Source organism: Paenibacillus sp. G34 (assembly GCF_056856875.1).
Map to the genome: position 1 here is coordinate 740,599 of NZ_CM166469.1, position 23,080 is coordinate 763,678.

General features: G+C 47.3%; 20 protein-coding genes and 1 riboswitch. Of the genes, 13 read left to right on the forward strand and 7 right to left on the reverse strand.

Translation table 11 applies throughout. The features are described 5' to 3' along the window. Positions 1 to 244: 244 nt before the first annotated feature. Complete coding sequence (locus AC1VYS_RS03435; RefSeq protein WP_482913004.1) at positions 245 to 1,264, reverse strand: alpha/beta hydrolase; 1,020 nt, start codon at positions 1,262 to 1,264, stop codon at positions 245 to 247. A gap of 425 nt (positions 1,265 to 1,689) precedes the next feature. Here AC1VYS_RS03435 and AC1VYS_RS03440 point away from each other — a divergent pair, with 425 nt between their 5' ends. Both AC1VYS_RS03440 and thiC read left to right on the forward strand, forming a co-directional pair. After that, positions 1,690 to 2,433 carry an IclR family transcriptional regulator gene (locus tag AC1VYS_RS03440; RefSeq protein WP_482913005.1) on the forward strand — a complete coding sequence of 248 codons (744 nt, stop codon included), beginning with the start codon at positions 1,690 to 1,692 and terminating at the stop codon, positions 2,431 to 2,433. Between the two features lie 154 nt (positions 2,434 to 2,587). After that, positions 2,588 to 2,701: riboswitch (TPP riboswitch) on the forward strand. A gap of 492 nt (positions 2,702 to 3,193) precedes the next feature. Further along, positions 3,194 to 4,972: a phosphomethylpyrimidine synthase ThiC gene (thiC, locus tag AC1VYS_RS03445; protein WP_482914896.1), complete on the forward strand. Its 1,779-nt coding sequence runs from the start codon at positions 3,194 to 3,196 to the stop codon at positions 4,970 to 4,972. 1,031 nt (positions 4,973 to 6,003) lie between these two features. Here thiC and AC1VYS_RS03450 read toward each other — a convergent pair. The 5 genes from AC1VYS_RS03450 to AC1VYS_RS03470 all read right to left on the reverse strand — a co-directional run bounded on the left by AC1VYS_RS03450 (position 6,004) and on the right by AC1VYS_RS03470 (position 10,000). Continuing rightward, positions 6,004 to 6,447: a hypothetical protein gene (locus AC1VYS_RS03450; RefSeq protein ID WP_482913006.1), complete on the reverse strand. Its 444-nt coding sequence runs from the start codon at positions 6,445 to 6,447 to the stop codon at positions 6,004 to 6,006. A 185-nt stretch (positions 6,448 to 6,632) separates the two neighbouring features. Continuing rightward, positions 6,633 to 7,307, reverse strand: a complete 675-nt coding sequence (locus AC1VYS_RS03455; protein WP_482913007.1) for an aspartate/glutamate racemase family protein — start codon at positions 7,305 to 7,307, stop codon at positions 6,633 to 6,635. A 141-nt stretch (positions 7,308 to 7,448) separates the two neighbouring features. Continuing rightward, complete coding sequence (locus AC1VYS_RS03460) at positions 7,449 to 7,616, reverse strand: hypothetical protein (RefSeq protein WP_464679548.1); 168 nt, start codon at positions 7,614 to 7,616, stop codon at positions 7,449 to 7,451. Positions 7,617 to 8,110: 494 nt separating this feature from the next. Next, complete coding sequence (locus AC1VYS_RS03465) at positions 8,111 to 8,968, reverse strand: zinc ribbon domain-containing protein (protein WP_482913008.1); 858 nt, start codon at positions 8,966 to 8,968, stop codon at positions 8,111 to 8,113. 81 nt (positions 8,969 to 9,049) lie between these two features. Further along, positions 9,050 to 10,000, reverse strand: coding sequence for a helix-turn-helix transcriptional regulator (locus tag AC1VYS_RS03470; RefSeq protein ID WP_482913009.1), 951 nt, complete (start codon positions 9,998 to 10,000; stop codon positions 9,050 to 9,052). 306 nt (positions 10,001 to 10,306) lie between these two features. Between AC1VYS_RS03470 and AC1VYS_RS03475 the strand changes: the two genes are divergently transcribed. From AC1VYS_RS03475 to AC1VYS_RS03505, 7 genes are all read left to right on the forward strand, one after another. Then, positions 10,307 to 11,005 (forward strand): response regulator transcription factor, encoded by a 699-nt coding sequence (locus AC1VYS_RS03475; protein WP_482913010.1) that lies wholly within the window; start codon positions 10,307 to 10,309, stop codon positions 11,003 to 11,005. After that, a complete protein-coding gene (locus AC1VYS_RS03480; RefSeq protein WP_482913011.1) occupies positions 10,998 to 12,104 on the forward strand; it encodes a sensor histidine kinase in 1,107 nt (368 codons plus the stop codon). Before AC1VYS_RS03475 ends, AC1VYS_RS03480 begins: the two co-directional genes overlap by 8 nt. 79 nt (positions 12,105 to 12,183) lie before the next feature. Next, complete coding sequence (locus AC1VYS_RS03485; RefSeq protein ID WP_482913012.1) at positions 12,184 to 13,050, forward strand: M15 family metallopeptidase; 867 nt, start codon at positions 12,184 to 12,186, stop codon at positions 13,048 to 13,050. Positions 13,051 to 13,211: 161 nt separating this feature from the next. Continuing rightward, entirely contained in the window at positions 13,212 to 13,865 is a 654-nt protein-coding gene (locus tag AC1VYS_RS03490; protein ID WP_482913013.1) for a VanZ family protein, read from the forward strand. Positions 13,866 to 13,997: 132 nt separating this feature from the next. Next, entirely contained in the window at positions 13,998 to 14,204 is a 207-nt protein-coding gene (locus AC1VYS_RS03495) for a hypothetical protein (RefSeq protein WP_482913014.1), read from the forward strand. A gap of 703 nt (positions 14,205 to 14,907) precedes the next feature. Then, on the forward strand, positions 14,908 to 15,315 hold the full coding sequence (locus tag AC1VYS_RS03500; RefSeq protein WP_482913015.1) for a hypothetical protein: 408 nt from the start codon (positions 14,908 to 14,910) through the stop codon (positions 15,313 to 15,315). Positions 15,316 to 15,404: 89 nt separating this feature from the next. Then, positions 15,405 to 15,719, forward strand: a complete 315-nt coding sequence (locus AC1VYS_RS03505; protein WP_482913016.1) for a hypothetical protein — start codon at positions 15,405 to 15,407, stop codon at positions 15,717 to 15,719. Between the two features lie 192 nt (positions 15,720 to 15,911). On the opposite strand, the gene acnA is transcribed toward AC1VYS_RS03505, so the two are convergent. Next, on the reverse strand, positions 15,912 to 18,626 hold the full coding sequence (gene acnA, locus AC1VYS_RS03510; RefSeq protein ID WP_482913017.1) for an aconitate hydratase AcnA: 2,715 nt from the start codon (positions 18,624 to 18,626) through the stop codon (positions 15,912 to 15,914). Positions 18,627 to 19,192: 566 nt separating this feature from the next. On the opposite strand from acnA, the gene AC1VYS_RS03515 reads away from it, so the two are divergent. The 4 genes from AC1VYS_RS03515 (at position 19,193) to uvsE (ending at position 23,030) form a co-directional block, all read left to right on the forward strand. Beyond that, positions 19,193 to 20,212: an amidase domain-containing protein gene (locus tag AC1VYS_RS03515; RefSeq protein ID WP_482913018.1), complete on the forward strand. Its 1,020-nt coding sequence runs from the start codon at positions 19,193 to 19,195 to the stop codon at positions 20,210 to 20,212. Positions 20,213 to 20,350: 138 nt separating this feature from the next. Further along, a complete protein-coding gene (locus tag AC1VYS_RS03520; protein WP_482913019.1) occupies positions 20,351 to 21,451 on the forward strand; it encodes a D-alanine--D-alanine ligase in 1,101 nt (366 codons plus the stop codon). Between the two features lie 59 nt (positions 21,452 to 21,510). Continuing rightward, positions 21,511 to 21,834 carry a hypothetical protein gene (locus AC1VYS_RS03525; protein ID WP_110899160.1) on the forward strand — a complete coding sequence of 108 codons (324 nt, stop codon included), beginning with the start codon at positions 21,511 to 21,513 and terminating at the stop codon, positions 21,832 to 21,834. Positions 21,835 to 22,028: 194 nt separating this feature from the next. Beyond that, on the forward strand, positions 22,029 to 23,030 hold the full coding sequence (gene uvsE / locus AC1VYS_RS03530; protein WP_482913020.1) for a UV DNA damage repair endonuclease UvsE: 1,002 nt from the start codon (positions 22,029 to 22,031) through the stop codon (positions 23,028 to 23,030). The last annotated feature ends 50 nt before the right edge of the window (positions 23,031 to 23,080 follow it).

Sequence of the window (23,080 nt, forward strand, 5' to 3'; positions counted from 1 at the left end):
TTTCAAGGCATGTGTAAAAGTACGAATCCGCTCTTCGTTCAATTATCTTTGCTCTGTCTCAACAGTGTATTCTTGAGGCGTATTGTCCTATGTGTATAAAAAAAGAGCCCCGGAGGGCTCTAACACATCAAAATGCTGTATATCCTTTTGATCGGTAAAACGAATATTCCTTAACCGCTCGTTACCTGCTGATCTGAAAGCTAACAAGACAACAGAACAGGGGTACGGACTCAGTGTTAGATCATTACTGCTCGTTTTGCTGTACATCCTCACTGCTTGTCTTCGTCACGTGACTCAGGAAGGTCGAGACGCGGCGCAGATATTCCTTCGGATGCTCCCGGAAGATCAGCTCATGATGCGCGCCTTGCACAATCCATTCTTCTGAATAAGGATTCGTCTGATTGGCGGCTAGCTGCTCAGCAATCGGGTAAGGAGCCTTCTCATCCTCTGTACCATGAATGAAGAAGATGGGGAACGGATAATCCTTTTTCTTCACTTCCTGATACGGAATTTGTTGTAGACCCGTGCCATTCAAGATCGGGAAGAGCAACTTCATAATCTCCAGCGTAGGCTGGCGCGGCAGATTAATCTGATTATGAATGTTGTGGTACAGCGTATCCGGCTCTAGCAGGAAGGTGCTATCGAGAATCATAGCATCCACTTGATTGGTCAGCAGTCCGGTCTGTAGAGCCGTTCCAGCTCCCATGGAGAACCCCCAGACAACGAGTTCCTGTGCTCCACGTTGCTTCGCATACTGAATGGCTCCCAGCAGTTGCTGTGACTCCGCTTTACCACCGGTAGCTACAGCTCGGTTCACCTGAGAGGCAAAGCCGTAATCGAACATCACTACATTAAAACCTAGTTGGTGTGCGTAATGAGCCAGATCATACATAGGCACCCAGGTTTCCTCCCGGTTCGCTCCATAACCGTGACTGAAAATAATGGTTTTGCCGGTATCCGTGTTAGCGGGAATATACCAACCCTGCATCGTTCGGCTTCCGTCGGCCGCAGGGTAGGTAATGTCTTCGTATTTCATATTTTTGGCCTGCATCGGGTTGGAGAACACGGGAGCAACCGTTGGGTTGGATAGCACCCATGCAATATAACCGTGCAAGGCAATAAAACAAAACAATAGGAAAAATACAACGGAGAGCAGCAACGCTACGATAATATGCTTGAACCGAATCAGCCTTGGTGACAATGAAGAGGGCAGATCGGACACTTTGGTATGCAGCGGGGCTTCGCTCTGTGATGTCGGATACATGCATGCCCCTCCTTTAAATTTCGGTTGAAGAACAATTTGGCAGGATCATAACGACGTGAAAAAAATAGCATTTTGATTCTTCTAAATTCGTATTTATGACGATGACACATCCTGATGCTAAAGTCATACTTTTATTCTTACAACTGAAAGGCTTCCTGTCTTTATCGTATGTCTCGATATAGTCAAAGTCAATCAATTGAAGGCATTTGTTACGCAATTGTTATATAGTTCTTAAGATATAGAGGTAACAATTCCATAGTGTGTAAATTACAGGAGATTACGATGTGTAAAATGGATATTTTGTTCATTTTTCGGCTTGCACAGCACCTTCAAAACAGTTCTTTTTAGTTTACAGATGAGACCGTTTCTCATATAATTTATGTAACCAAGTTTCATGTGATGAAACATGAGGAGGGCATCATGCCATGGAAGACCGCAAGCTAACCGTCCGGGCTGTAGAACGGGCGCTGGATATATTATTATGTTTTACCACACGCAGTGATCTTGGACTCACCGAAATTGCCAGCCAGATCGGTTTACACAAGAGTACGGTGCATCGATTGATGGCTACGCTGGAGGATCGGGGGTTCGTGATACGCGATGCAGCGACTGAGAAATACCGGTTAGGCATCCGAATCTGGGAACTGTCTGCACATATGTCACGTAGCGATGATCCTGCGATTTTGCTGTTGCCTGCAATGGAACGGCTACGGGATCGGTTGGGTGAGACTGTAAGTCTCTACCTTCGTGATGGCAGCGAACGGATACGTATTCAGGCAGTACAGAGTGATCAGGCTATTCGGCGGGTCGCGCCTGTAGGTGTCAGACTGCCGCTTTCCGTAGGCGCTTCCAGCAAAGTGTTAATGGCATTTGCCGCTGATGAGGATCGCGAGGAACTGATGAACGGCCCGGAATGGCCTGTATTTATCGACCCGGACGTATATCTGGCTCAGATGGAAGACATTCGTGTGAACGGCTATGCTACCAGTTATGAGGAACGTGAGCCGGGAGCTGCCGCCGTATCCGTGCCAATTATGGATCGTAGAGGTAACATTGCAGCAGCACTTTCCGTGTCTGGACCTGTTAGCAGGCTCTCGCAGGATACATTACATGAGTACGCACCTGTGTTGAAAGAAGCCGCTGTGCAAATGGGACTTATGTTGTCGTAGGGTGGGCTCTTGCTTGAAGTTTTGCCCGAAAGGAATGTTCTCTCTGGAATATTAAGGTTGTATTTATGTCCGGATTACGCTAGTCTGTAATGGACGACTCCGCGGGGTCGGTTGATATTTTAAGCTGAGCAGCGGCATGATTGTCGCAATACGTTTACGTTACTGGGGGAGTCCGAATTGTCCGGACTGAGACGGGATCGCATGAGATTCCGGACCCTTTGCACCTGATCTGGATCATACCAGCGTAGGGAAGTAATCGGCCATATGACCACAAACACTACGGGCGTTAACCTGGGATCGATGCTGTTTTGCAGCAAATTTCTCTTGTTGCGTGTACGGTGATGGACATCAGTCGGTTCCTTCGGAACCGGCTTTTTTATATACAGCGGTAAGCAGAGACTCATTCGTTGTGCTTCACGATCGTTAAATCTCTTGAAGAAAGCATGAGATTCGCAGATTAGTGCGACGGGATGATCAGAGAGCATAACCAATGCCAACATCCATGCCTGAATGTCTAGGTGAAGTGTCTCATGTTTCATGCTTGTGCTGACTGTGCATAAAAATCTGTCTCTTGGATCTTATTTGGCTGCTTGGGCGGGATCATTCCTGCTGTGCTTCTGTGCTCTGGAGATTCCCGGGCAGGTGTGGTAGTTGCAACTGACGCATTGGTGAAGACATAGCGCAAAAGAAGATCACAGAGGAGGAAACAGGAGACATGAGTACACATAACCAAACGGGGCAGCAGATGGGAATAGAGGAAATGGGACGCGATGGTCATCCGGTGGAAAAGGAAACCGGTGCGGCTGGAGGGGTTCAACCCTTCCCGGGCAGCCGCAAAGTCTACATTCAGGGCTCACGACCGGACATTGCTGTACCGGAGCGTGAAATTGCCCTTCATGACACGAATACTCCCCAAGGGGTGGAGCATAATGAGCCGCTGCGTGTCTACGATACGAGCGGCCCGATGACCGATCCCGAATTCCAGATGGATATTCGGAAGGGACTACCTGCGCTCCGAAATCACTGGATTATGGAGCGAGGTGATGTCGAAGCATATGAGGGGCGCGCCGTGAAACCGGAGGATAACGGATTAAAGCCTGGAGGACGGATAGCCGGGGCAGAGGAGTACCCGGGATTCCGCGGGCAACCATTACGTGCTCAGGCCGGACGTTGTGTCACGCAGATGCATTATGCGCGGCAGGGAGTCATTACACCTGAGATGGAGTATGCCGCTATCCGTGAAGGGGTAGAGCCTGAATTTGTGCGTCAGGAGTTGGCAATCGGGCGGGCAATTCTTCCCTCCAACATCAATCACCCGGAGAGCGAGCCCATGTTGATTGGGCGTCATTTTCACGTGAAGATCAACGCCAACATAGGTAATTCCGCTGTATCTTCCTCCATCGAGGAGGAGGTGGAGAAGATGACCTGGGCTGTGCGCTGGGGATCGGATACAGTGATGGATCTCTCGACAGGCAAAAACATTCATACGACACGGGAGTGGATCATCCGTAACTCCCCGGTGCCGATTGGTACGGTGCCGCTGTATCAGGCGCTGGAGAAGGTGAATGGCGAGGCTGAGGCACTCACTTGGGAGTTGTACCGGGATACGCTGATTGAACAGGCTGAGCAGGGCGTGGACTATTTTACAATTCATGCGGGTGTGTTACTCCGATATATTCCGATGACAGCGAAACGGATGACAGGAATAGTATCTAGAGGCGGATCGATTATGGCAGCGTGGTGCCTGGCACATCATCAGGAGAACTTTTTGTACACCCATTTTGAAGAAATCTGCGAGATTATGAAAAGGTATGATGTGGCGTTCTCCCTCGGGGATGGGCTGCGTCCAGGCAGCATCTACGATGCCAATGACGAGGCACAGATGGCGGAGCTGGCAACGCTCGGAGAGTTAACACAGATAGCGTGGAAGCATGATGTGCAGGTCATGATAGAAGGGCCGGGGCATGTGCCGATGCACAAGATCAAAGAAAATGTGGATTTGCAGATGGAAATCTGCCAGGAAGCGCCGTTTTATACTCTCGGGCCACTGACCACGGACATTGCACCAGGATATGATCATATTACGTCTGCGATTGGGGCAGCGATGATTGGCTGGTTTGGTACGTCCATGCTCTGTTATGTCACGCCGAAGGAGCATCTGGGACTTCCGAACAAGGATGATGTGCGTGAAGGGGTTATCGCTTATAAAATAGCCGCCCATGCCGCTGATCTAGCCAAAGGCCACCCACGCGCCCAGCGCCGCGATGATGCACTGTCGAAGGCACGCTTCGAGTTCCGTTGGAGAGATCAGTTTAACTTGTCGCTTGACCCGGAACGAGCGCTATCCTACCATGATGAGACGCTACCCGCAGAAGGGGCGAAGGAAGCACATTTCTGCTCCATGTGCGGACCGAAGTTCTGCAGTATGCGCATCACGCAGGACATTCGTGCCTTTGCCGCAGATCGCGGTCTGAACGACGAGGAAGCGGTAGCCGCCGGGATGCAGGCGAAGGCAGAGGAGTATCGGGCACGGTCGTAAAGTGGAAAAAGCCTGAAGAAGCTGAAAAAGCCTGAAGAAGCGGAGCTAAAAGCTTCTGAAAGAAAGCTGCATCGGAAACATAAGCTTCGCCGTTATCACCGGATTTCTTCTTCTGAAAGGGGATATCTATACACGTTTTCCGCGGGTGGTGGGATTTGAATTTAATCAAAGTTTATTCCTTATCAATTTTGTTCCATATACGATACAAGATACCAGCGATTACAAACAATAAACCATCGGACAGTCTTAGCTTACCTGCATGCAGGAAGGCTGAACATCCCATACCTATTATGAACAAGATAAGAACATATAGAAATTTCACGTACTGATCACCGCATATTTTATATTACGGGGTCAGGCGGTTCCCGCATCTGCAGAGAGAATGATCTGAAATCTAACGATCTCCACGAACCTTATTTTAACGTTTTTGGCGCGAAAAAAATTCTAACGATCTCCAGCGACGTTATTTCGCCGAAATCAGCCAAAAAAGAGGCAATTCGCTGCTAAAAACCTAAAATAAGGTTTCTCAGGATCGTTAGAATTTCAATGGTACTGAAATGAAGTAAATAGCGTTCTCTCAGATCGTTAGCGGTAAGAAGGGACTATCTGATCTTCCTGCGATCATTGTTCGATTGTATATATCCTCTACGATTGTATGAATCCTTGATCTATGCATCCTCGAACTTCATAGAATTTTACGATTTCACGTAACCATCTCATGTAACCATCTCATAACCATATTACGTATCCATATCCCCGTAACCATCTCCACGTAACGATCTCCACGTAACCATCTCTCATAACCGTATCACGTAACCATCTCATAACCATCTCATAACCATATCTCATAACCATATCTCATAACCATATCTCATAACTATATCTCATAACTATATCTCATAACTATATCTCGTAATCATATCCCGTAATCATATCCCGTAACCATCTCACGTAATCATATCCCGTAACCATCTCATGTAACCATATTACGTATCCATATCACGTACCCATAAAAATGAACTGTACCTTGGTTACTCGTAATATCCTTTTGCATACACGGCTGCCGTCGAGAAGCAGAGGTGTTTCATTTCATCCTGCTGATTTTCGGGTGGCATCTCCAGGAACCACGGCTCCTGCATATCCTCTCGGGTCATGGGCACAGGGCGCCATAGAATCAAGCCTATCTGATCGAACTGGAAGCTGCAACCAAGTTCAGGATCTTCACGGTCATATGGCGCAATAGCGTCCAACTGCGGTATCAAAACGTCAGCCTCGGTGCCAAGCAGATCAAGTTCTCCCAGCATACACTTATACTCATCACTTTCATGAAATTCAATAAAATGTGCTTTGCCTTGAGCATCATATTCCACGTTGGGATCAAAGCTGAAAGCTTCCGTTTGTTCAACTTCATTTTGTGTCATGCCTAACCGGATATCCCCAATAGATTGACCTGGTTCTACAGTGAAATATTTCATGCTTTCGTTCCCTCCAAATAGAAGTGTATATGCGTTTAGCTACGGTGATCTAGGTTCATGGTACATCGAATGCAATATAAGTTACCTTCGGACACATGGTGAACCGTATTGAGTTACGTAAGTTACTTTTGGTCTTGTATGGTGCACTTGAATAAGCTACGTAAACGGCTGCAGCTCCTGCACTTTTATACTCTCGGCATAATACCGATATCCCGCTCCAGATTCGCGCCTAATAATGAAAGCGGCGTATAAATGGTCACACCTGCATTGGCAGATGCCTGCTCAGCGGCAGGAGCCATAGAGAGCTGAGCAGCAACAAGACAAGCATCCTTGCATTCAAGAGCAAGCTGCTGCAATGCTTCTTTTAATGCCGCGACGTAGCCTTCCTGGTCGCCACGCATGACCATGTCGAACAGACCAGGGAGCAACACGGATTCAAGCTCAGGCTTGTCCTTTCCTGCCAAGTGTCGATCCATATAGTCACGATATCGAGCCATCGTCGGCCCTACGGTGGCAGGGTTGGTAAACGCAAGCAAATACCGCTTCGGATGTTTTACCATCATCGCGAGCAGTGAATCGTCAATACCCGTTACCATAATCGGTAACGGTTGTATTTGTTCCAGCACGGCAGCGAACAAGGTGCATGTCACAAGAATGGCGTCAGCGTGACAGCGGCTCATCCATTGCAGTGTCTGATTTACTTTTTCCCGAACAAGGTCACTATTGAACTCCTCATCATGCTTGAGCCGATCCAGACCGGGGTCTACATAGTGAACCAGTTCGATATTATAGGAAGTCAGTGCTTGTTCGATCAACCTGATATTGGAGTGGTGCGCGTGGAAACAGGCAATGGTGCTCATAGGCAATCCCCTTTATGTAGAGTGACTATATAAAGACGCGCCTGGATCACATAATGTGTGTGAACCATCGGTAAGAAACTTCGCGTCTGAAATGTCACCTTTTACACGTAGTATAGGGAGCATCCACAGAGATGTAAAGAGTTATCTCATGTTCATGGATACGTTCTTTTTCGTCATTTTTTGCTGTAAAATTTCATGGAAGGATAGGCCTTGAGTGTTCTCATTTTCCTTTTTCGGAGCAGCGGTCGCCGTGTTGCGCGGATATTGGTGGTGATACGGGATCATTTGCTGAATAGGCATGCGGATCATCTTGGTTCCTCCTTACATGCATGATGGACATGCATCGTTTGTTTGTATGTATTTTCAACTGTATTCTGTTGGTGATAATAAAATGAATTCACCCTGTACACATATAGGTACATATGACTTGTTACATGAAGAAGCGGTAATTCAATCGTTATTCCGACTCGGATGTAGTGATTTTACCCGGTATTCAGAAGATGTAAACGGTTTTAGGAAAATTCAGGAATAAAGAACCTGATATGAAAGGCGAGGTATGGGAGCGTGGTATCGGTTGTTATGCGAATGGTCCTAATTTTAGGGAAGTCAATGGTGCTTGCCTCTAAGGCATATGTCCAAGTGACTAGGTATGGTATAAGCTAACTAACTTGGTTCTATGGTCGGGGTATATTAATCGAAAAATGTCAAAAAAGCTACCAAGACCTCTTGGCAGCTTTAGATTGAATGATTTGAATCTCTCTTTAAATTCCTTTTGAAGAGGGCTTATCCGTTATATCCTTCGATTACCTGCGTTCTTTTACCGCAATATATACATCCACCTGTGTATGTTCCGGGTCTAAACTCCGCTCATCGTAGTACTCAAAATCGCCGGTAAATGTACGGTCACTCTGATGGTTCCAAGCCCACACCGCTCCCCACACTTCGCTGACTACTTCAACCATCGGTCCGGTTCTCGAAGTAAACACTGCATAGGTAGCAGGAGGTAAATGTACTTCATCGAAACCTTCAGGCAGTCGTTCTTCCTCGCCGACTTCATGTCCGATCAAAATAGTATATTCACCGGCAATGCCATCTGCGTAATCCGTGTAACAGCCGTAGCGTGCAGCTTCAGTAGCCGGAATGTGTTCGGAGGCAAAATAACGACCCCACAACGCACCGATGCTGCCTTGACCGCTCATCTCAATCGCGTTGGTTGTACGTGCGGACAATCCTGCCAGTCGTTTGCCTGGAAGGGTGACATAGCGAACAGGCTCCCCGGAAAACGGAGCATTCTTTGCTGGATCAGCCCCAACTGGTGGAGAGAGTTGCTCATCTGGACTTGTTTTCCCAAGCAAAGTTTTCTCTAACACAGTAGTCCCGTCCTCACTGCTCTGTACATTTCCTTCATCACGCCAGCGTTTCAGAAAAGGTAGTTGGTTGCGTAGCATCGAGCGGGCTGATTCCTCGTCCATGCCTTCTTCTTTGAGAATAGTGGTGCACATCTCGATCATGCCTTCCAGCGTCATCCCTGGTTGTTCGAACTTGCCATCCTTGTAACAATAAATGCAGTATTCACGGGTAGTGCTGCCATCCATTTCTGTACCGAATTGATCGGTACTTGTGAGTGGCATTCCACAGCTTTGACATACGGTAACGTTCATGATTCATTCCTCCTCGGTTATATGTATAACTTCAACCTGAACATAGTTGAAGTATACGGGGAGGAACTGGACAGCTGTCTGTCAGGTTTGAGCTGAGGTTTTATAATTTTCTACAATCTGCTCTGCCATACGGCACACATTGTCACGAATATGCAAAGGCTCCAGTACCTCTACGTCCGCGCCAAAACCTAGAATAAATCCATATAACCAGTTATCCTCAGGGAAAGCGATCTGGCTGATATAATACCCATTGCCGTCAGGCAATACATTTTCAATACCGAACCATTCTTCCGCGAGATGACGGGCGCGGGCATGGAATTTCAGCGTGAGTCCAATGTGCTTGTTCGGATGGCTCCATTCCTGCTGCCACGGTCTGTCCTGAAGGTTGATGGATTGGCGTTCAAAATGTTGTTCGGCAAGCACAACCTCTTTCATGCGCACCAGCTTGAACATGCGGAATTCATTCCGTTCATGGCAGAAGGCGTACAGATACCACGCGTGTCTTTTCAGCACAAGGGTGTGTGGATCAACCGTACGATGCGTCTGTTCACCTTCGGCGCTGCAATAGGCAAAATGGATGCATTGAAGTTGATCGATTCCCTGGTCGATGACTTTTAATTTCTGTTGCAGTGCTTCAGGGTGTGTCCACGTTGAATGATCCACGATGAATCGATGCGTACTGGCCTGAAAATCTTCATTTTTGGCTTCCGGCACGATACTGCTCAGCTTCTCTACCAATAACTCGCGCGCAGTATTCGTATGAGTGGTTGATATGCTGCGCAGTGCGGTAACGATGGAAGCAAGATCCTTGTCAGTTAAGAGGTTGCGATCCAGCCGGTAACCTTCTGCCAGCCCGATTCCACCACTTGCGCCCTGATAGGTCACCACCGGAATTCCAGCTTGGCCTAATGTGTCGATGTCCCGATAAATCGTACGGATGGATACTTCAAACATCTCGGCCAAGTCTTTGGCCTGTAATCGCCTGCGATTAATGAGCAGTACCACAATGGCTAACAAACGCTCCAGTTTCATAGCTATATCTTCCTTCTCTTTATTAGTGTCTATATAAATGGAATATTTTTTTTACACTTGAACGGAGAGGACAGAAAAAACCTGGAGAAGCAAAGCGGTCGCCTTTATCACCGGATTTTCCCTATAGAGAAGGGAATCAAAAAAATCTGGGGATAACAGCGATCGGAGGGTTATTCTGTCATCGGAGTGGATTGTGTAAAACTTGTTCTGCTTATATAACATTGCTTTCAATTGTTTATCTGGGAGTTATCTGTTAGATTCATAGGTATTATATGCCCAGCATCCCATATAGGAGTGAAATAAGCAATGAAGCGAATTACGATTCTGATTGCGGACGATGAAATAGAGATCGCGGATCTGGTTGCTCTGCATTTACAAAAAGAAGGCTATCATACCGTCAAGGCATCTGACGGACAGTCGGCACTACAGGCCGTTCAGACACAAGCCATCGATCTGGCTGTACTGGACATTATGATGCCGGGTATGGACGGGTATGAGGTGACCCGCAAAATCCGGGAGCAGCATCATTTTCCGATCATATTCCTGAGTGCGAAAACGTCGGATATGGATAAAATTACAGGACTCGTGATGGGTGCCGATGACTATATGACCAAACCGTTTAATCCAATGGAGCTTGTGGCTCGCGTCAACTCTCAACTACGGCGTTCTTTGCAATTTAGCCAGTCCACAGCTACGGCGCAGCGCTCGGTTTTGGAAAAAGGCGGACTTGTTATTGTCCCCGATCAGCACAGCGTAACACTGTACGGTAAACCGCTGGATTTAACACCGAAGGAATTTGACATTTTAGTGTTGCTTGCCAGTAACCCTAAACAGGTCTTCAGTGCAGAAAGCATTTTTGAAAAAGTTTGGGGCGAGGCGTATTTTGAGAGCGGAAATACCGTAATGGTACATATTCGGACGTTGCGCAAGAAGCTCGGAGAAGATGTGAACAAGAACAAGTTAATCAAAACCATCTGGGGTGTGGGGTACACGTTCAATGACTAAACGGAGAAGTTTTCGCACAACGATGATTATGATGCTGGGTCTAAGTATGCTTTCTTCTGGCGTCGTAACATTTATCGTGTATAAGCTGTTACAGATGTACTACGCAGGGGTGAGACGGGAAGATTCGCTTGCGGAATTTCGTAATATGATGAGAAGTATTGGCGATTTATATGTCTTTATGCTGCTCTTTATCCCGCTTGCGATTCTATTTTTTTACTTGTTTACCAGGCGCTATGTCACGTATTTCAAAGAGATTTCCGCAGGCATTAATCACTTGGCTAATGGGGATTTTCACCATCAGGTACAGATTGTAGCCAAAGACGAATTGGGTACGATCGCGGAAAGTGTTAATATGGCGAGCCAGAAGCTGCGAGAAGCGGTGAAACGAGGGGACTTTGCCGAAAACAGCAAAGACCAGCTCATCGTAAATCTCGCGCATGATCTGCGCACACCGCTGACCTCTGTACTGGGTTATCTGGATTTGCTCATGAAGGATGAGCAGTTGACTGAGGAACAGGCAAGGCATTTCATCGCGATTGCGTTCACCAAGTCCCAGCGGCTTGAGAAGTTAATTGATGATCTGTTTGAGATAACACGAATGAACTACGGCATGTTACCTGTACGCAAAACGCGGCTGGACCTAAGCGAGCTGTTGAAGCAGATGAATGAGGAACTTTATCCTGTTTTTGAAAAAAATAATCTGGTCACCCGTTTACATATCGATAACGATCTTACCGTATCCGGAGATGGGGAGCTACTCGCCCGTGTGTTCGAGAATCTGCTAATTAACGCTGCGCGGCATGGCAAGGATGGGATGTACGTAGACATCAAAGGATTTCACGATGGAGGTCACGTTGTCATTCAGGTGACGAATTACGGAGGACATATTCATCCCGATGATCTGCCGCACATCTTCGATATGTATTACACCGGAGATCGAGCACGGACCGTGCAAGAGGGAGGCACGGGTCTGGGGCTGTTTATCGCACGTAATATCGTGGAGCAGCATGAAGGTGTAATATCGGCTGTAAGTGATGTGGTACACACGATGTTTGAGGTTCGTCTGCCTGTTTTACAGCAGGTTTCTCATGAAACTTAAGAAAAATTTAAACATTGCCCTGCGTTTTCTTTAAATTGTTCTGTCTATCCTTGAATCATGAGAGGAAGGAGGAACAATCATGAAAAAGTGGGGCTTTCTACTATGCATCATTTTGCTCGGGTACATTGTGACGCAATCGACGGCTGCTTTGCAGCAGAAAGAAGAGATGCCGATTGTCATTTTGGACACCGATGAAAAATACACCGGGTACCGAGAAGCTGCAACTCAAGATATGAAACAGCAAATACATAAAGGCAATCTCGTATTGGTCAATTCAGAACATCCAATTCACCCGGAGGGTATTCGTTCCGATATTGTATATGTAGCGGATGAAGAAGATTTGCTTCAGGGTTATGGCATCATGGATCAGACGTTGATGTTGTCCCGTGAGGTCACAGCAAAATTTCAGAAGATGGTTGAGGCTGCTGGTAAAGAGGGAGTGCGCTATTTCCTGATGAGCAGCGGGTACAGAGATTTTGAGAAGCAGGACGAGCTGTATCTGCAAAAGGGTTCGGACTACGCGTTGCCTGCGGGTTACAGCGAGCACAATCTGGGGTTATCCCTGGATATAGGTTCAAGTCTGGCCGCAATGAGTGAGGCTCCTGAGGGAGCGTGGCTGGAAAAAAACGCATGGAAATATGGCTTTATTTTGCGATATCCCAAAGATAAAGTGAACGTGACAGGCATTCAATATGAACCCTGGCATTTCAGATATGTTGGCATGCCGCATAGTGCAGTGATGTACAAGAACCATATGGTTTTGGAAGAATATCTGGAGATGTTAAAAGAAAAGAAAGACGTGACGGTTGATCTCGATGGTGCTACATATGACATCCATCATTATCAGGTTTCGAAGGATACGAAGATTTATCTGCCAGAGAATGATGCCTATGATATCTCCGGTGATAATATGCAAGGAGTTATTGTTACGGTTAAGAAAAGCTAGTGACCAACTGTTGCTAGAATGATTTGTAGATCTAACAGCCGAAGGCTTGATATATCATACGAATCGGTTTAAAACAGGACGCCATCGGCTGGGATTAACAAAATAGGTCAAAATACGGCTGGTATACGGCTTCACGGCCTGATCGGGGAGGTAAAGACAGCATGAGACAGAATAAGCCGAGCGAGCAGCTTAAGCAACGTGGGCATGAGCACCGTGATCGGAGTGAACGCCATATGCAGAACAAAAAGCAGACCAGCCATTTGACCAACCATCATGAGAAGAATCGTGAGAAGAAGTCTAATCCGCTTCGAGTTGTATGGATTTCTATATTCCTGATTTATCTTTATTTACTCACCAAACTGATTCTATTCAAAGGAGGTCCCGTGGATGTAGGACTGGTATGGGACAGATTACTGGAGCTGCTACGTCAACCCGATCTGATTCATACACGAACCATAAATCTGACGCCATTTCAGGAGATTAAGCGAGACTGGTATAGTCTCTCCGTTCATCACCGATCCGGACCAGCCATTCATTTGGTGGGTAATATCCTTGCATTTGTGCCGCTCGGTGTATTGATTACAGGGCTGTTACGCCATACTCTTTTTACCGGGATTCATGTGTTTGTTCTATCGTTCCTGCTTAGTCTGGGATACGAAGGGACACAGCTGCTCACGGGGATAGGTATCTTCGATGTGGATGATCTTATGTTGAATACACTTGGTGGAATGATCGGATATCTGTTGTATATGGTGTTACTGGTGATGAACAGGCTGTTTACAGGAGGGAAATTACGAGTGGCGGCGAATAATTAGGCGAGAAGCACTCGGAATAAAGACGGGGAGAGTATAAGAATCCCTAGGAAAGTAACTAGATGAAATAGTGAAGGGGATAACTGTGGGGAAGAGGCCCATGTGTCGTGCCCTGCCTAAGGAGGAGTTACATTGATGTTTATGGCTGTACTATTGATTAGTACAGGGTTTATGTTTCTGGTATATCCGCAGAGTACAACAGGTGCTACAGACCAGCAAATCAAGGATCGTCGATTTGCAGCAAGGTGGATCGGAGCAACTTTGATCGTCATGTCATGTTTCTTTTTGGCCATGGGCACAGTGCAGTTGCTCGATCAATCCTCACATTATATTGGGCATTAAGCGAACCTCCCTATGAACGCACAGCTTGTAGCGATGCGTGAGAGGGAGTTTTTTTTATAAAGACACGACGGTGGCGGGGATTTTTGAAAACCCTGGAAACTCGAAAAATCGGATAATCGAAAACCTAACCCAACCCAACCCAACCCAACCCAACCCAACCCAACCCAACCCCAACCCCAACCCCAACCCCAACCCCAAACCATTAGTCACCTTGGTTTGGGTCCCGCTCGTAGCGCTAACGATCATGACAGAGCTTATTTGGCTGATTTAGCCGGGTTATAAATTCTAACGATCACCAGAAACGCTATTTTCTCAAATTTAGCTGAAATCGGGATAAATCGGGGAGGATTTACTTCAATAGCGTCCCTACGGATCGTTAGAATTTAAAAAGGCTACTTTGGGGCGAAATAAGGCTTCTCATGATCGTTAGAATTTTGGCTAGTCACTAGGGCGCCTTTTTCATCGATTCTCGGATTTAAGTTTTTCCCTTGCTACGGATACAAATTTACCTCGTTTGCCAACGGAAATCTTATATGGGTTATACTTTAGAGCGTTTGCTTGAGTTGTTTTAAGCGGACACTTTTGCGATACTGTTTAATAGTTTAATTAAGAGACAACGTTGAGATGCTAATTCCGTATCTTAAAGAAAAGACGATGTTCGCCAATACCTATATGTTCACTACACTAGGAGGAAGGGCTTGAATTGATTTTGTTAGCAAAACAGCTTGCCGAAAGAATGAGAGCGCTGATCGCTATCGAAAGTGAGATCGCAGACGCAACACATAGACAAGAAGAGGAACAGTCCATACTAGCGTTGGAAAAGGAGAGATCTACACAGATTCGTAGCTTCACACGTGATGAATTATTGGTCATCAAAACGGTTATGAATATTGGCCGATGCGAAAGAGGTTATCGTTATTATGCCAACTCAGAGAACACAGATTATTATGAGATCATTCACCTGCCCATTGAGTTGAACGCGCATGAGTTGATGCAGAAGTATTCATATTATCTGGTACATAAAACAGAACATGAGCTTGCAGATAGAATCGAGTATTATACGGCTGTTTCTGAACAACTGAAAGAAGGTATGGCTATTCTAAAACTCTAATCTCTTATTCACTCTCGGAGATGCTCTTAGATTCTTTTGAAGAATGAGTTTGCAACTAATTCACGATCAGGCTTTAGGAGGTAGATCGGATGATTATGAAAATTTCTTATTACACCCCTGACGGGTTCTATTATTATGTCCCTGACCAGCATGCAGAGCAGATCGAAGTGTGGAGAAATGAATTTACTGATTTTCTGCAAAGCATTGAAGGTAAACATCCGTTCACTCAATATATGGAATCGGTTAATTTCGATGATGAACTGGAATATGGGGTGTTTATTCGCAGTTACGGCGGGGATGACTTTATGGATTGGATCAACGTGGAAAAGTTAAAATGCAGGGGAATCTATCGCATACCTGAACCGCCGGATGATTCAGAGGTGGGAATCAGGATTGATTTTTAATCAGATTGCAACAGAAAAGTATCAACAACAAAGTAAAAATGACTAAAACAAAGCAAAAATGACTAACGCAAAGCAACATTAAACCCGAGTCTCGCCTCAATACTCAAAAATCAAAAGCCCCGCTTCATCGTGCAGTATGCACATGAAGCGGGGCTTCGCTATTTCATTTTATCCCATAAAAGATAAAGTGGTTTAAGCTTTTTTCATCATTTGACGCAATACCGTTTGCAGGATACCGCCGTTGTGGTAGTAATCCACATCAACCATACTGTCCAGACGAGCAATAACAGGGAAGTCGAACTGTGTACCGTCTTCACGAGTTACGGTTACTTTCAATTCTTGGCCTGGTTTCACATCGTTGCTCAGACCTGTGATGTCAAACGTCTCACGTCCGTTCAGACCAAGGCTGGACCAACCATGACCTTCCTGGAATTGCAATGGCATAACGCCCATACCTACCAAGTTACTGCGGTGGATACGCTCGAAGCTTTCTGCGATAACGGCTTTGACGCCGAGCAAGAACGTACCTTTGGCTGCCCAGTCACGGGAGCTTCCTGTACCATATTCTTTACCTGCGATAACGATCAGGTTCTGTCCTTCATCCTGATACTTCATGGAAGCATCGTAGATGGACATCTCTTCGTCCGTAGGCAAGTATTTCGTAATACCACCCTCTGTGCCTGGAGCTACCTGGTTACGAATACGGATGTTGGCGAATGTACCACGCATCATGACTTCATGGTTACCACGGCGTGAACCGTAGGAGTTGAAGTCTTTACGCTCTACGCCATGCTCTTTCAGGTACAATCCGGCTGGACTGGACGGAGCAATGTTACCTGCTGGTGAGATGTGATCCGTTGTTACGGAATCACCCAGCAATGCCATTACGCGTGCAGAGCGGATGTCAGCAATATCGTTCAGCTTATCGCCAAGCTCCTGGAAGAATGGCGGGTTCTGGATGTATGTGGAGTTCGGATCCCACTCATACAGTTCACCTTCCGGTACAGCAATTTGGTTCCAACGCTCATTGGCAGTAAATACGTTCTCGTATTTGTTGCGGAACATCTGCGCATTCAGGGAGCTTGCAATCGCATCCTTGATCTCTTCGGAGCTAGGCCAGATGTCTTTCAGGAATACAGGCTGATTATTTTGGTCGTGACCGATTGGATCGGTTTCGAAGTCGATATCAACTGTACCTGCGAGTGCGTATGCAACAACGAGTGGTGGAGAAGCCAAGTAGTTCGCTTTTACTTGTGCGTGTACACGGCCTTCGAAGTTACGGTTACCGGACAACACAGCCGCAACAGTCATATCGTTGGCAGAGATCGCTTCGCTCACTTCATCCGGAAGTGGGCCGGAGTTACCGATACAAGTTGCACAGCCATAACCGGCTACGTTGAATCCGAGTTGGTCGAGATACGGGATCAGACCTGCTTTTTCCAGATACTCGGTAACGACGAGGGAACCTGGAGTCAAGCTGCTTTTCACATATCCTGGTTTAGTCAGACCCAGTTCAACTGCTTTTTTCGCCAGCAAACCTGCACCGACCATAACGCTAGGGTTGGATGTATTCGTACAGCTTGTGATTGCCGCGATGACTACAGCTCCAGCTTTCATCTCCGTAGTGGAACCGTCAGGGTGCTTCACAGGCACTTTTTGTTCAATCTTCTCATCACTCAGTCCATATCCACCTTTGTCGACAGGGGTACGGATGATGCTGTTGAAGCTTTCTTTCATTTGTGTCAGCTCAATGCGGTCTTGTGGACGTTTAGGTCCTGCAAGACTCGGTACAACGGAGCCGAGATCCAGTTCGATTACATCCGTGAATTCCGGATCAACGGTGCTGGAAGTACGGAACATGCCTTGAGCTTTGTAATAAGCTTCAACCAGTTCTACTTGCTCATCGGAACGTCCAGTGCTGCGCAGGTAGTTCAGCGTTTCGCTGTCTACCGGGAAGAAACCGATCGTTGCGCCGTATTCCGGTGCCATGTTGGCAACTGTTGCACGGTCAGCAAGGCCGATGTTGGCAAGGCCTGGTCCGTAGAACTCAACGAATTTACCTACAACGCCTTTTTTACGAAGCATTTGAGTAACGGTGAGCGCGAGGTCAGTTGCTGTTGCGCCTTCGCTCAGGCTACCTGTCAATTTGAAACCGATAACGTCCGGTGTTACAAAATAAAGCGGTTGGCCCAGCATACCTGCTTCGGCCTCAATACCACCTACACCCCAGCCAACAACGCCGAGACCGTTGATCATCGTGGTGTGGGAGTCTGTACCTACGAGGGAATCCGGGAATACAACGGTTTCGCCATCAACTGTTTTGGTTGCAGCCACGGAAGCAAGGTACTCCAGGTTAACCTGGTGAACGATCCCTGTGGATGGTGGAACAGCACGGAAATTGTTGAACGCTGTTTGTGCCCAGCGCAAGAAACGGTAACGTTCTTCGTTACGTTCGAACTCCACTTTGATGTTGTAATCCAGTGCATCACTGGTTCCGAAAGCATCAACCATAACGGAGTGGTCAATAACGAGATCAACGGGAACGAGCGGGTTGATCTGCTTCGGATCTCCGCCTGCTTTTTTCACAGTGTCACGCATTGCTGCAAGGTCAACAACAACCGGTACACCCGTGAAATCCTGCAATACGATCCGCGCAGGGATAAACGGAATTTCCTTATTATTATCACGGCCTTCAGCCCAGCCAGTCAGTTGTTTAACGTGTTCTTCGGTGATAGCACGTCCGTCGTATTGACGAATCGCTGCTTCAAGCAGAACTTTAATCGAGAAGGGAAGCTTGGAAAGGTCGCCGTGGCCGCCTTCCTGAAGAGCATCGAGACTGTAGTAGCGGTAAGACTTGCCTCCAACCTCAAGCGAACGAGCGGCGGAGAAATGGTTCTTGGCTGACATACATGTACCTCCTTAAAATGTGTCGGTGAGATGAAGAAAACGTTCATTTCTAAATGAAGAACAGGCCTTCACCGTTCCGTGTTCTTGTTCAGTGGTTTCATCAGATGAAACATAATTTCATAATCATAACTTTAGTTCTAAGTATACCGTTTTCACATCCGTACGTAAAGGGCTTTTTGCCTGTGCAAGCAAGCGTTTGAAAGGATGAAGGCGTTTTCTACATTATGGTATGAACGTGGATGATTTTGATCTTTTCAGGTCATAGATTTAGGTACGTCATCTGAGCTGTGCACATACAACCGATATTCCCTTCATATGAATAATAGGAGTTTACTGTATCGATTGAGTTGGCTTCAATTACACAGTAACGGAGAGGACAGAAAAAACCTGGAAAAGCGAAGCGGTCGCCTTTATCATCGGATTTTCACCTTGAAAAAGGGAATCTAAAAACATCCGGGGATAACAGCGAGTGTAAGGTTATTCTGTCATCGGAGTGCTCCGTGTAAACATGCTTCAGTTCAATTTATATAAATGAAGTGCATCCACAGGTGATCCAGACTGAACTCATGCCAAAGGGGGACACAAGCTTGGAACGCGAATGGAAGAGTGCCTTATATACGTACGTCAACCAGTACAATCGCTGTGAGATCGATTACCGTCCACAGACGAGTGAACGGATCGTAACCGATCCCGAATTTGTGGTGGAACGGGGAGAACGCATGGCAAGGCTGGATGAATGGTACCGCAAACGGCGTGCCGTACCTCTTCGCAGCGAGACTAGCGCCAAGCTTGTGCGTACACTCATTGATGGATCTGATGAAGCGGTAGTGGAAGTGCAACTATACAGCAGGTTGTTCTATGAGAAGAGTGGCATCACTCACCGGGAAGATCGGATCGAACGGGAGCGATTAACCTTTTTGCGCGAAAATGGGCACTGGAGTATAGCGCGTGTGGAAAGAGAAGTGCCGGAGCGCCGTCCAGCGGGGGAAGGACGGCCGTATCAACAAGCTGATTTTGTACAGGCGGTGAATCGGCCGCTTCTGAATCGGGAAGTATTGGGTCAAGGCAGAAGTGCCAAAAGGCATATTTATCGTCGGGATCTGGCCGTGGCCTACGCAGACCGATGGTGGAATGCAGGTAATCCAGCATTCGAAGAATTCGATGTGGACTGCACGAATTATGTGTCCCAGTGTCTCTTTGCAGGGGAAGCACCCATCCACTATACTGGTAGAAGAGAAGCGGGCTGGTGGTATAAAGGGTATGTGAACGGCGCGGAAATGTGGAGTTACAGCTGGGCTGTATCCAACAGTTTGGCAAGATATCTGTCGGGAAGTAGCTGGGGGCTGACGGCCACCGAGGTAGATCGTCCTGAGCAGCTTATGCTCGGAGATGTCATTTTCTATGATTGGGACGGCGACGGAAGGTTCCAGCACAGCACGGTTGTCACCGCTTTTGACGCGGGGGGCATGCCGCTGGTGAACGCACATACGGTGAGCAGTCGACATCGTTACTGGGATTACCGGGATTCGTATGCCTGGACGGAGCGGACGATATACCGACTTTTTCATATCGCGGACGAATTTTAACAGGGAAAGATTTGCGAGATTCGGTGACGCAGACAGCCCGTTCCGTGTAAAATAAGAACAGAGACCGGAAGCAGCAGGGCAATCGCCTGTAACGGCTGCGCAGATAGCATCACGTACAGATATAATCGGAGGTTACGCATGAGTATGGATAAATTAAAAGTAGGCGTCGTATACGGCGGAAAATCGGGCGAGCACGAGGTATCGCTGCAAACGGCGTTTGCTGTAACAAATGCATTTGATTACGAGAAATATGAACTGGTTCCTTTTTATATCTCCAAACAGGGGACGTGGAAAAAAGGAGCCGTGATGCATGCACCTTTTGCACGCATTGAAGATTTGAAGCTGGAAAGCTCGGCGGGCGGCACACAGGAAGCGCTAAACGCATTGTTTGCGCGTTTGTACGGCGGGGCGGAAGCGCTCGACATCATGTTTCCGTTACTGCACGGTACGTTCGGTGAAGATGGCACGATCCAGGGCATGTTCGAGATGGCCGATATGCCGTATGTGGGTGCAGGCGTGCTGGCATCGGCAGGCGGTATGGACAAAGTCGTGATGAAAAAGCTGTTCGCCCAAGCTGGGATTGAGCAGTGTGCCTTTACGTATTTTAACGCGACACAATGGAAACAGACCGAACACGAAATGATCGTACAGGTAGAAGACCAGCTTGGTTATCCATGTTTCATCAAACCGGCTAACCTTGGCTCCAGCGTAGGCATTTCCAAAGCGCGTAACCGCGATGAACTGAAGACAGCGATTGAGTTTGCACTCCGGTATGATACCAAAGTCGTCATTGAGGAATTTGTGGAAGCACGCGAGGTCGAGGTTAGTGTTCTCGGCAATGATGAACCGATGGCATCGGTTCCGGGCGAGATTGTATCCTCTGGTGAGTATTACGATTATGCAGCCAAATACATCGACGGTCAGTCCCAGATGCTGATTCCTGCACCGCTCGACCCTGAGGCAGCAGATCGCATTCGTGAAGCGGCTTTGCAGGCGTTCCGTGCCATTGAGGGTAACGGCATCTCTCGCGCAGATTTCTTCATACGCAAGTCGGATGGAGCGCTGCTGATTAACGAAGTGAACACGATGCCTGGCTTCACCCCGTACAGCATGTACCCGCTTTTGTGGCGCGAGACAGGTGTGTCGTATGCCGAATTGCTGGATCGCATGATCGAACTGGGACTGGAACGGTATAACCGCAAGCAGGCACTGAATTACGAAAACGGCGTTCAGGCATAGCCTGGACGATCCGTTATCCAAGCTAGATTTCCACTATCAGGAGATTGGGAGGAATGTGCATGGGATTTCAGACAGAGTTTAATTCCGTATGTAAATTCAAAAGCGAGCAGGAGCTCTTCGAACTGCTAGAATACGGTCGCGGCAAAATGGTTAAACAAGGCTTCCGGGTGTTTCCAACCGGGCAAAAGGTCATTGCTTACACGCCGGACAATGTCGCGGTGGCGATCGTGAAGATTGTGGCTTCCATTGCGGAAATCAATTTTCAGAATCAAGAAGTAACGGAAGTAGAGATGCAGCTTATTCGCAAGCTGACCGAGGAAGAATCACGCATCCAGACGGCACTTGCCGATGAGATGTTCTTTGGGGAGCAGGCACAGGAATAGAACCTAGGGATAGGGCTATCACTGGAGTTTAGCTTCAAGGGATAACTTCTTTCACAGAGTGACTGGAGGATTTGCAAACATGCGATTATGCTCCCTTGTTTAGGGTAAAACTTGGTTATATATCATGTCGGCTGATCTCCGCGGCTGCTCACAGCCGTGCAATCTGTCCGTCCTAAACAGAGAGGAAGAAATTCATGCTTGTACGTTTCGGTTACGTGGCAATGTCGGTGCTGGTGGAGAATGCTTCGCCCTCCAAGACGATGACGATGGCCAGTTTTAATAAAATTGGTGACAGGGAAGCGGCCATTCGCAAGCTGGAACGCATTGCAGCCGAGAACCTGCACAATACCTTACGTTTACTTCGGCATAATAAAGGTAGCCATATTCATGTATATCGCTTTTCTTCGAAATTAATTCCACTGGCAACCCATCAGGATCTGAGTGACTGGGATCCGTTTCCGGCGCTGAAGCCGGAATTTGAAGCGATTGGCGACTTTGTGAAGGAAAATCAGATGCGTGTATCCTTTCATCCGGATCATTTTACGGTCCTAAGTACCCCTCGCGAAGAGGTGCTGCGTAACTCGATGAAGGATCTGCGTCATCATGTTCGAATGCTGGATGCGATGGGTCTGAATGCGACAGCCAAGAACAATATTCATATCGGTGGTGCATACGGAGACAAGCCTTCGGCTGCACGGCGTTTTGAGGAAAATTTTTTGAAGCTGGACCGGGATATTCAGGAGCGACTGACGCTTGAAAATGATGATAAAACGTTCAATTCACCTGAGACACTCGCGGTATGTCAGAATCTTGGGTTACCGATGGTACTGGATATCCATCACCAGTGGGTGAACAACGAAGGCGAGCAGCCATGGGAGCTATGGCCGGATATTTTAAAGACCTGGCAATCACCACTCGCACAGGCCGATGCATCGCCGGATCGACCTTTAGTCCCCAAAATTCATGTATCCAGCCCTAAAAGTGAAAAGGACCTTCGTGGTCATGCGGATGGAGTGGAGGTCGAGCCCATACTTGATTTTCTGCGTCATGTTGCAGCAGATACACTGGCCCTTGATGTCATGATTGAGGCCAAGCGCAAGGATGAAGCCCTGGTGCAGCTGATGCAGAAACTGGCCTTTTATCAGGATGAGGGTGTTGAATGGGTGGATGAGTCCACAGTACGAATTCATCCGTGAAGCCAAAAGAGGCTTGGGCAGCAAGAAACTTTACGAATGCTCAGACGTAT

What these genes read in the sequence shown, in the direction of transcription:
- acnA (WP_482913017.1), bottom strand. Translation starts at nt 18,626, where the DNA reads ATGTCAGCCAAGAACCATTTCTCCGCCGCTCGTTCGCTTGAGGTTGGA.
- uvsE (WP_482913020.1), top strand. Translation starts at nt 22,029, where the DNA reads ATGCTTGTACGTTTCGGTTACGTGGCAATGTCGGTGCTGGTGGAGAAT.
- AC1VYS_RS03435 (WP_482913004.1), bottom strand. Translation starts at nt 1,264, where the DNA reads ATGTATCCGACATCACAGAGCGAAGCCCCGCTGCATACCAAAGTGTCC.
- AC1VYS_RS03455 (WP_482913007.1), bottom strand. Translation starts at nt 7,307, where the DNA reads ATGAGCACCATTGCCTGTTTCCACGCGCACCACTCCAATATCAGGTTG.
- AC1VYS_RS03480 (WP_482913011.1), top strand. Translation starts at nt 10,998, where the DNA reads ATGACTAAACGGAGAAGTTTTCGCACAACGATGATTATGATGCTGGGT.
- AC1VYS_RS03485 (WP_482913012.1), top strand. Translation starts at nt 12,184, where the DNA reads ATGAAAAAGTGGGGCTTTCTACTATGCATCATTTTGCTCGGGTACATT.
- AC1VYS_RS03450 (WP_482913006.1), bottom strand. Translation starts at nt 6,447, where the DNA reads ATGAAATATTTCACTGTAGAACCAGGTCAATCTATTGGGGATATCCGG.
- AC1VYS_RS03460 (WP_464679548.1), bottom strand. Translation starts at nt 7,616, where the DNA reads ATGATCCGCATGCCTATTCAGCAAATGATCCCGTATCACCACCAATAT.
- AC1VYS_RS03525 (WP_110899160.1), top strand. Translation starts at nt 21,511, where the DNA reads ATGGGATTTCAGACAGAGTTTAATTCCGTATGTAAATTCAAAAGCGAG.
- AC1VYS_RS03495 (WP_482913014.1), top strand. Translation starts at nt 13,998, where the DNA reads ATGTTTATGGCTGTACTATTGATTAGTACAGGGTTTATGTTTCTGGTA.
- AC1VYS_RS03515 (WP_482913018.1), top strand. Translation starts at nt 19,193, where the DNA reads ATGCCAAAGGGGGACACAAGCTTGGAACGCGAATGGAAGAGTGCCTTA.
- AC1VYS_RS03470 (WP_482913009.1), bottom strand. Translation starts at nt 10,000, where the DNA reads ATGAAACTGGAGCGTTTGTTAGCCATTGTGGTACTGCTCATTAATCGC.
- thiC (WP_482914896.1), top strand. Translation starts at nt 3,194, where the DNA reads ATGGGACGCGATGGTCATCCGGTGGAAAAGGAAACCGGTGCGGCTGGA.
- AC1VYS_RS03475 (WP_482913010.1), top strand. Translation starts at nt 10,307, where the DNA reads ATGAAGCGAATTACGATTCTGATTGCGGACGATGAAATAGAGATCGCG.
- AC1VYS_RS03440 (WP_482913005.1), top strand. Translation starts at nt 1,690, where the DNA reads ATGGAAGACCGCAAGCTAACCGTCCGGGCTGTAGAACGGGCGCTGGAT.
- AC1VYS_RS03505 (WP_482913016.1), top strand. Translation starts at nt 15,405, where the DNA reads ATGATTATGAAAATTTCTTATTACACCCCTGACGGGTTCTATTATTAT.
- AC1VYS_RS03490 (WP_482913013.1), top strand. Translation starts at nt 13,212, where the DNA reads ATGAGACAGAATAAGCCGAGCGAGCAGCTTAAGCAACGTGGGCATGAG.
- AC1VYS_RS03465 (WP_482913008.1), bottom strand. Translation starts at nt 8,968, where the DNA reads ATGAACGTTACCGTATGTCAAAGCTGTGGAATGCCACTCACAAGTACC.
- AC1VYS_RS03520 (WP_482913019.1), top strand. Translation starts at nt 20,351, where the DNA reads ATGAGTATGGATAAATTAAAAGTAGGCGTCGTATACGGCGGAAAATCG.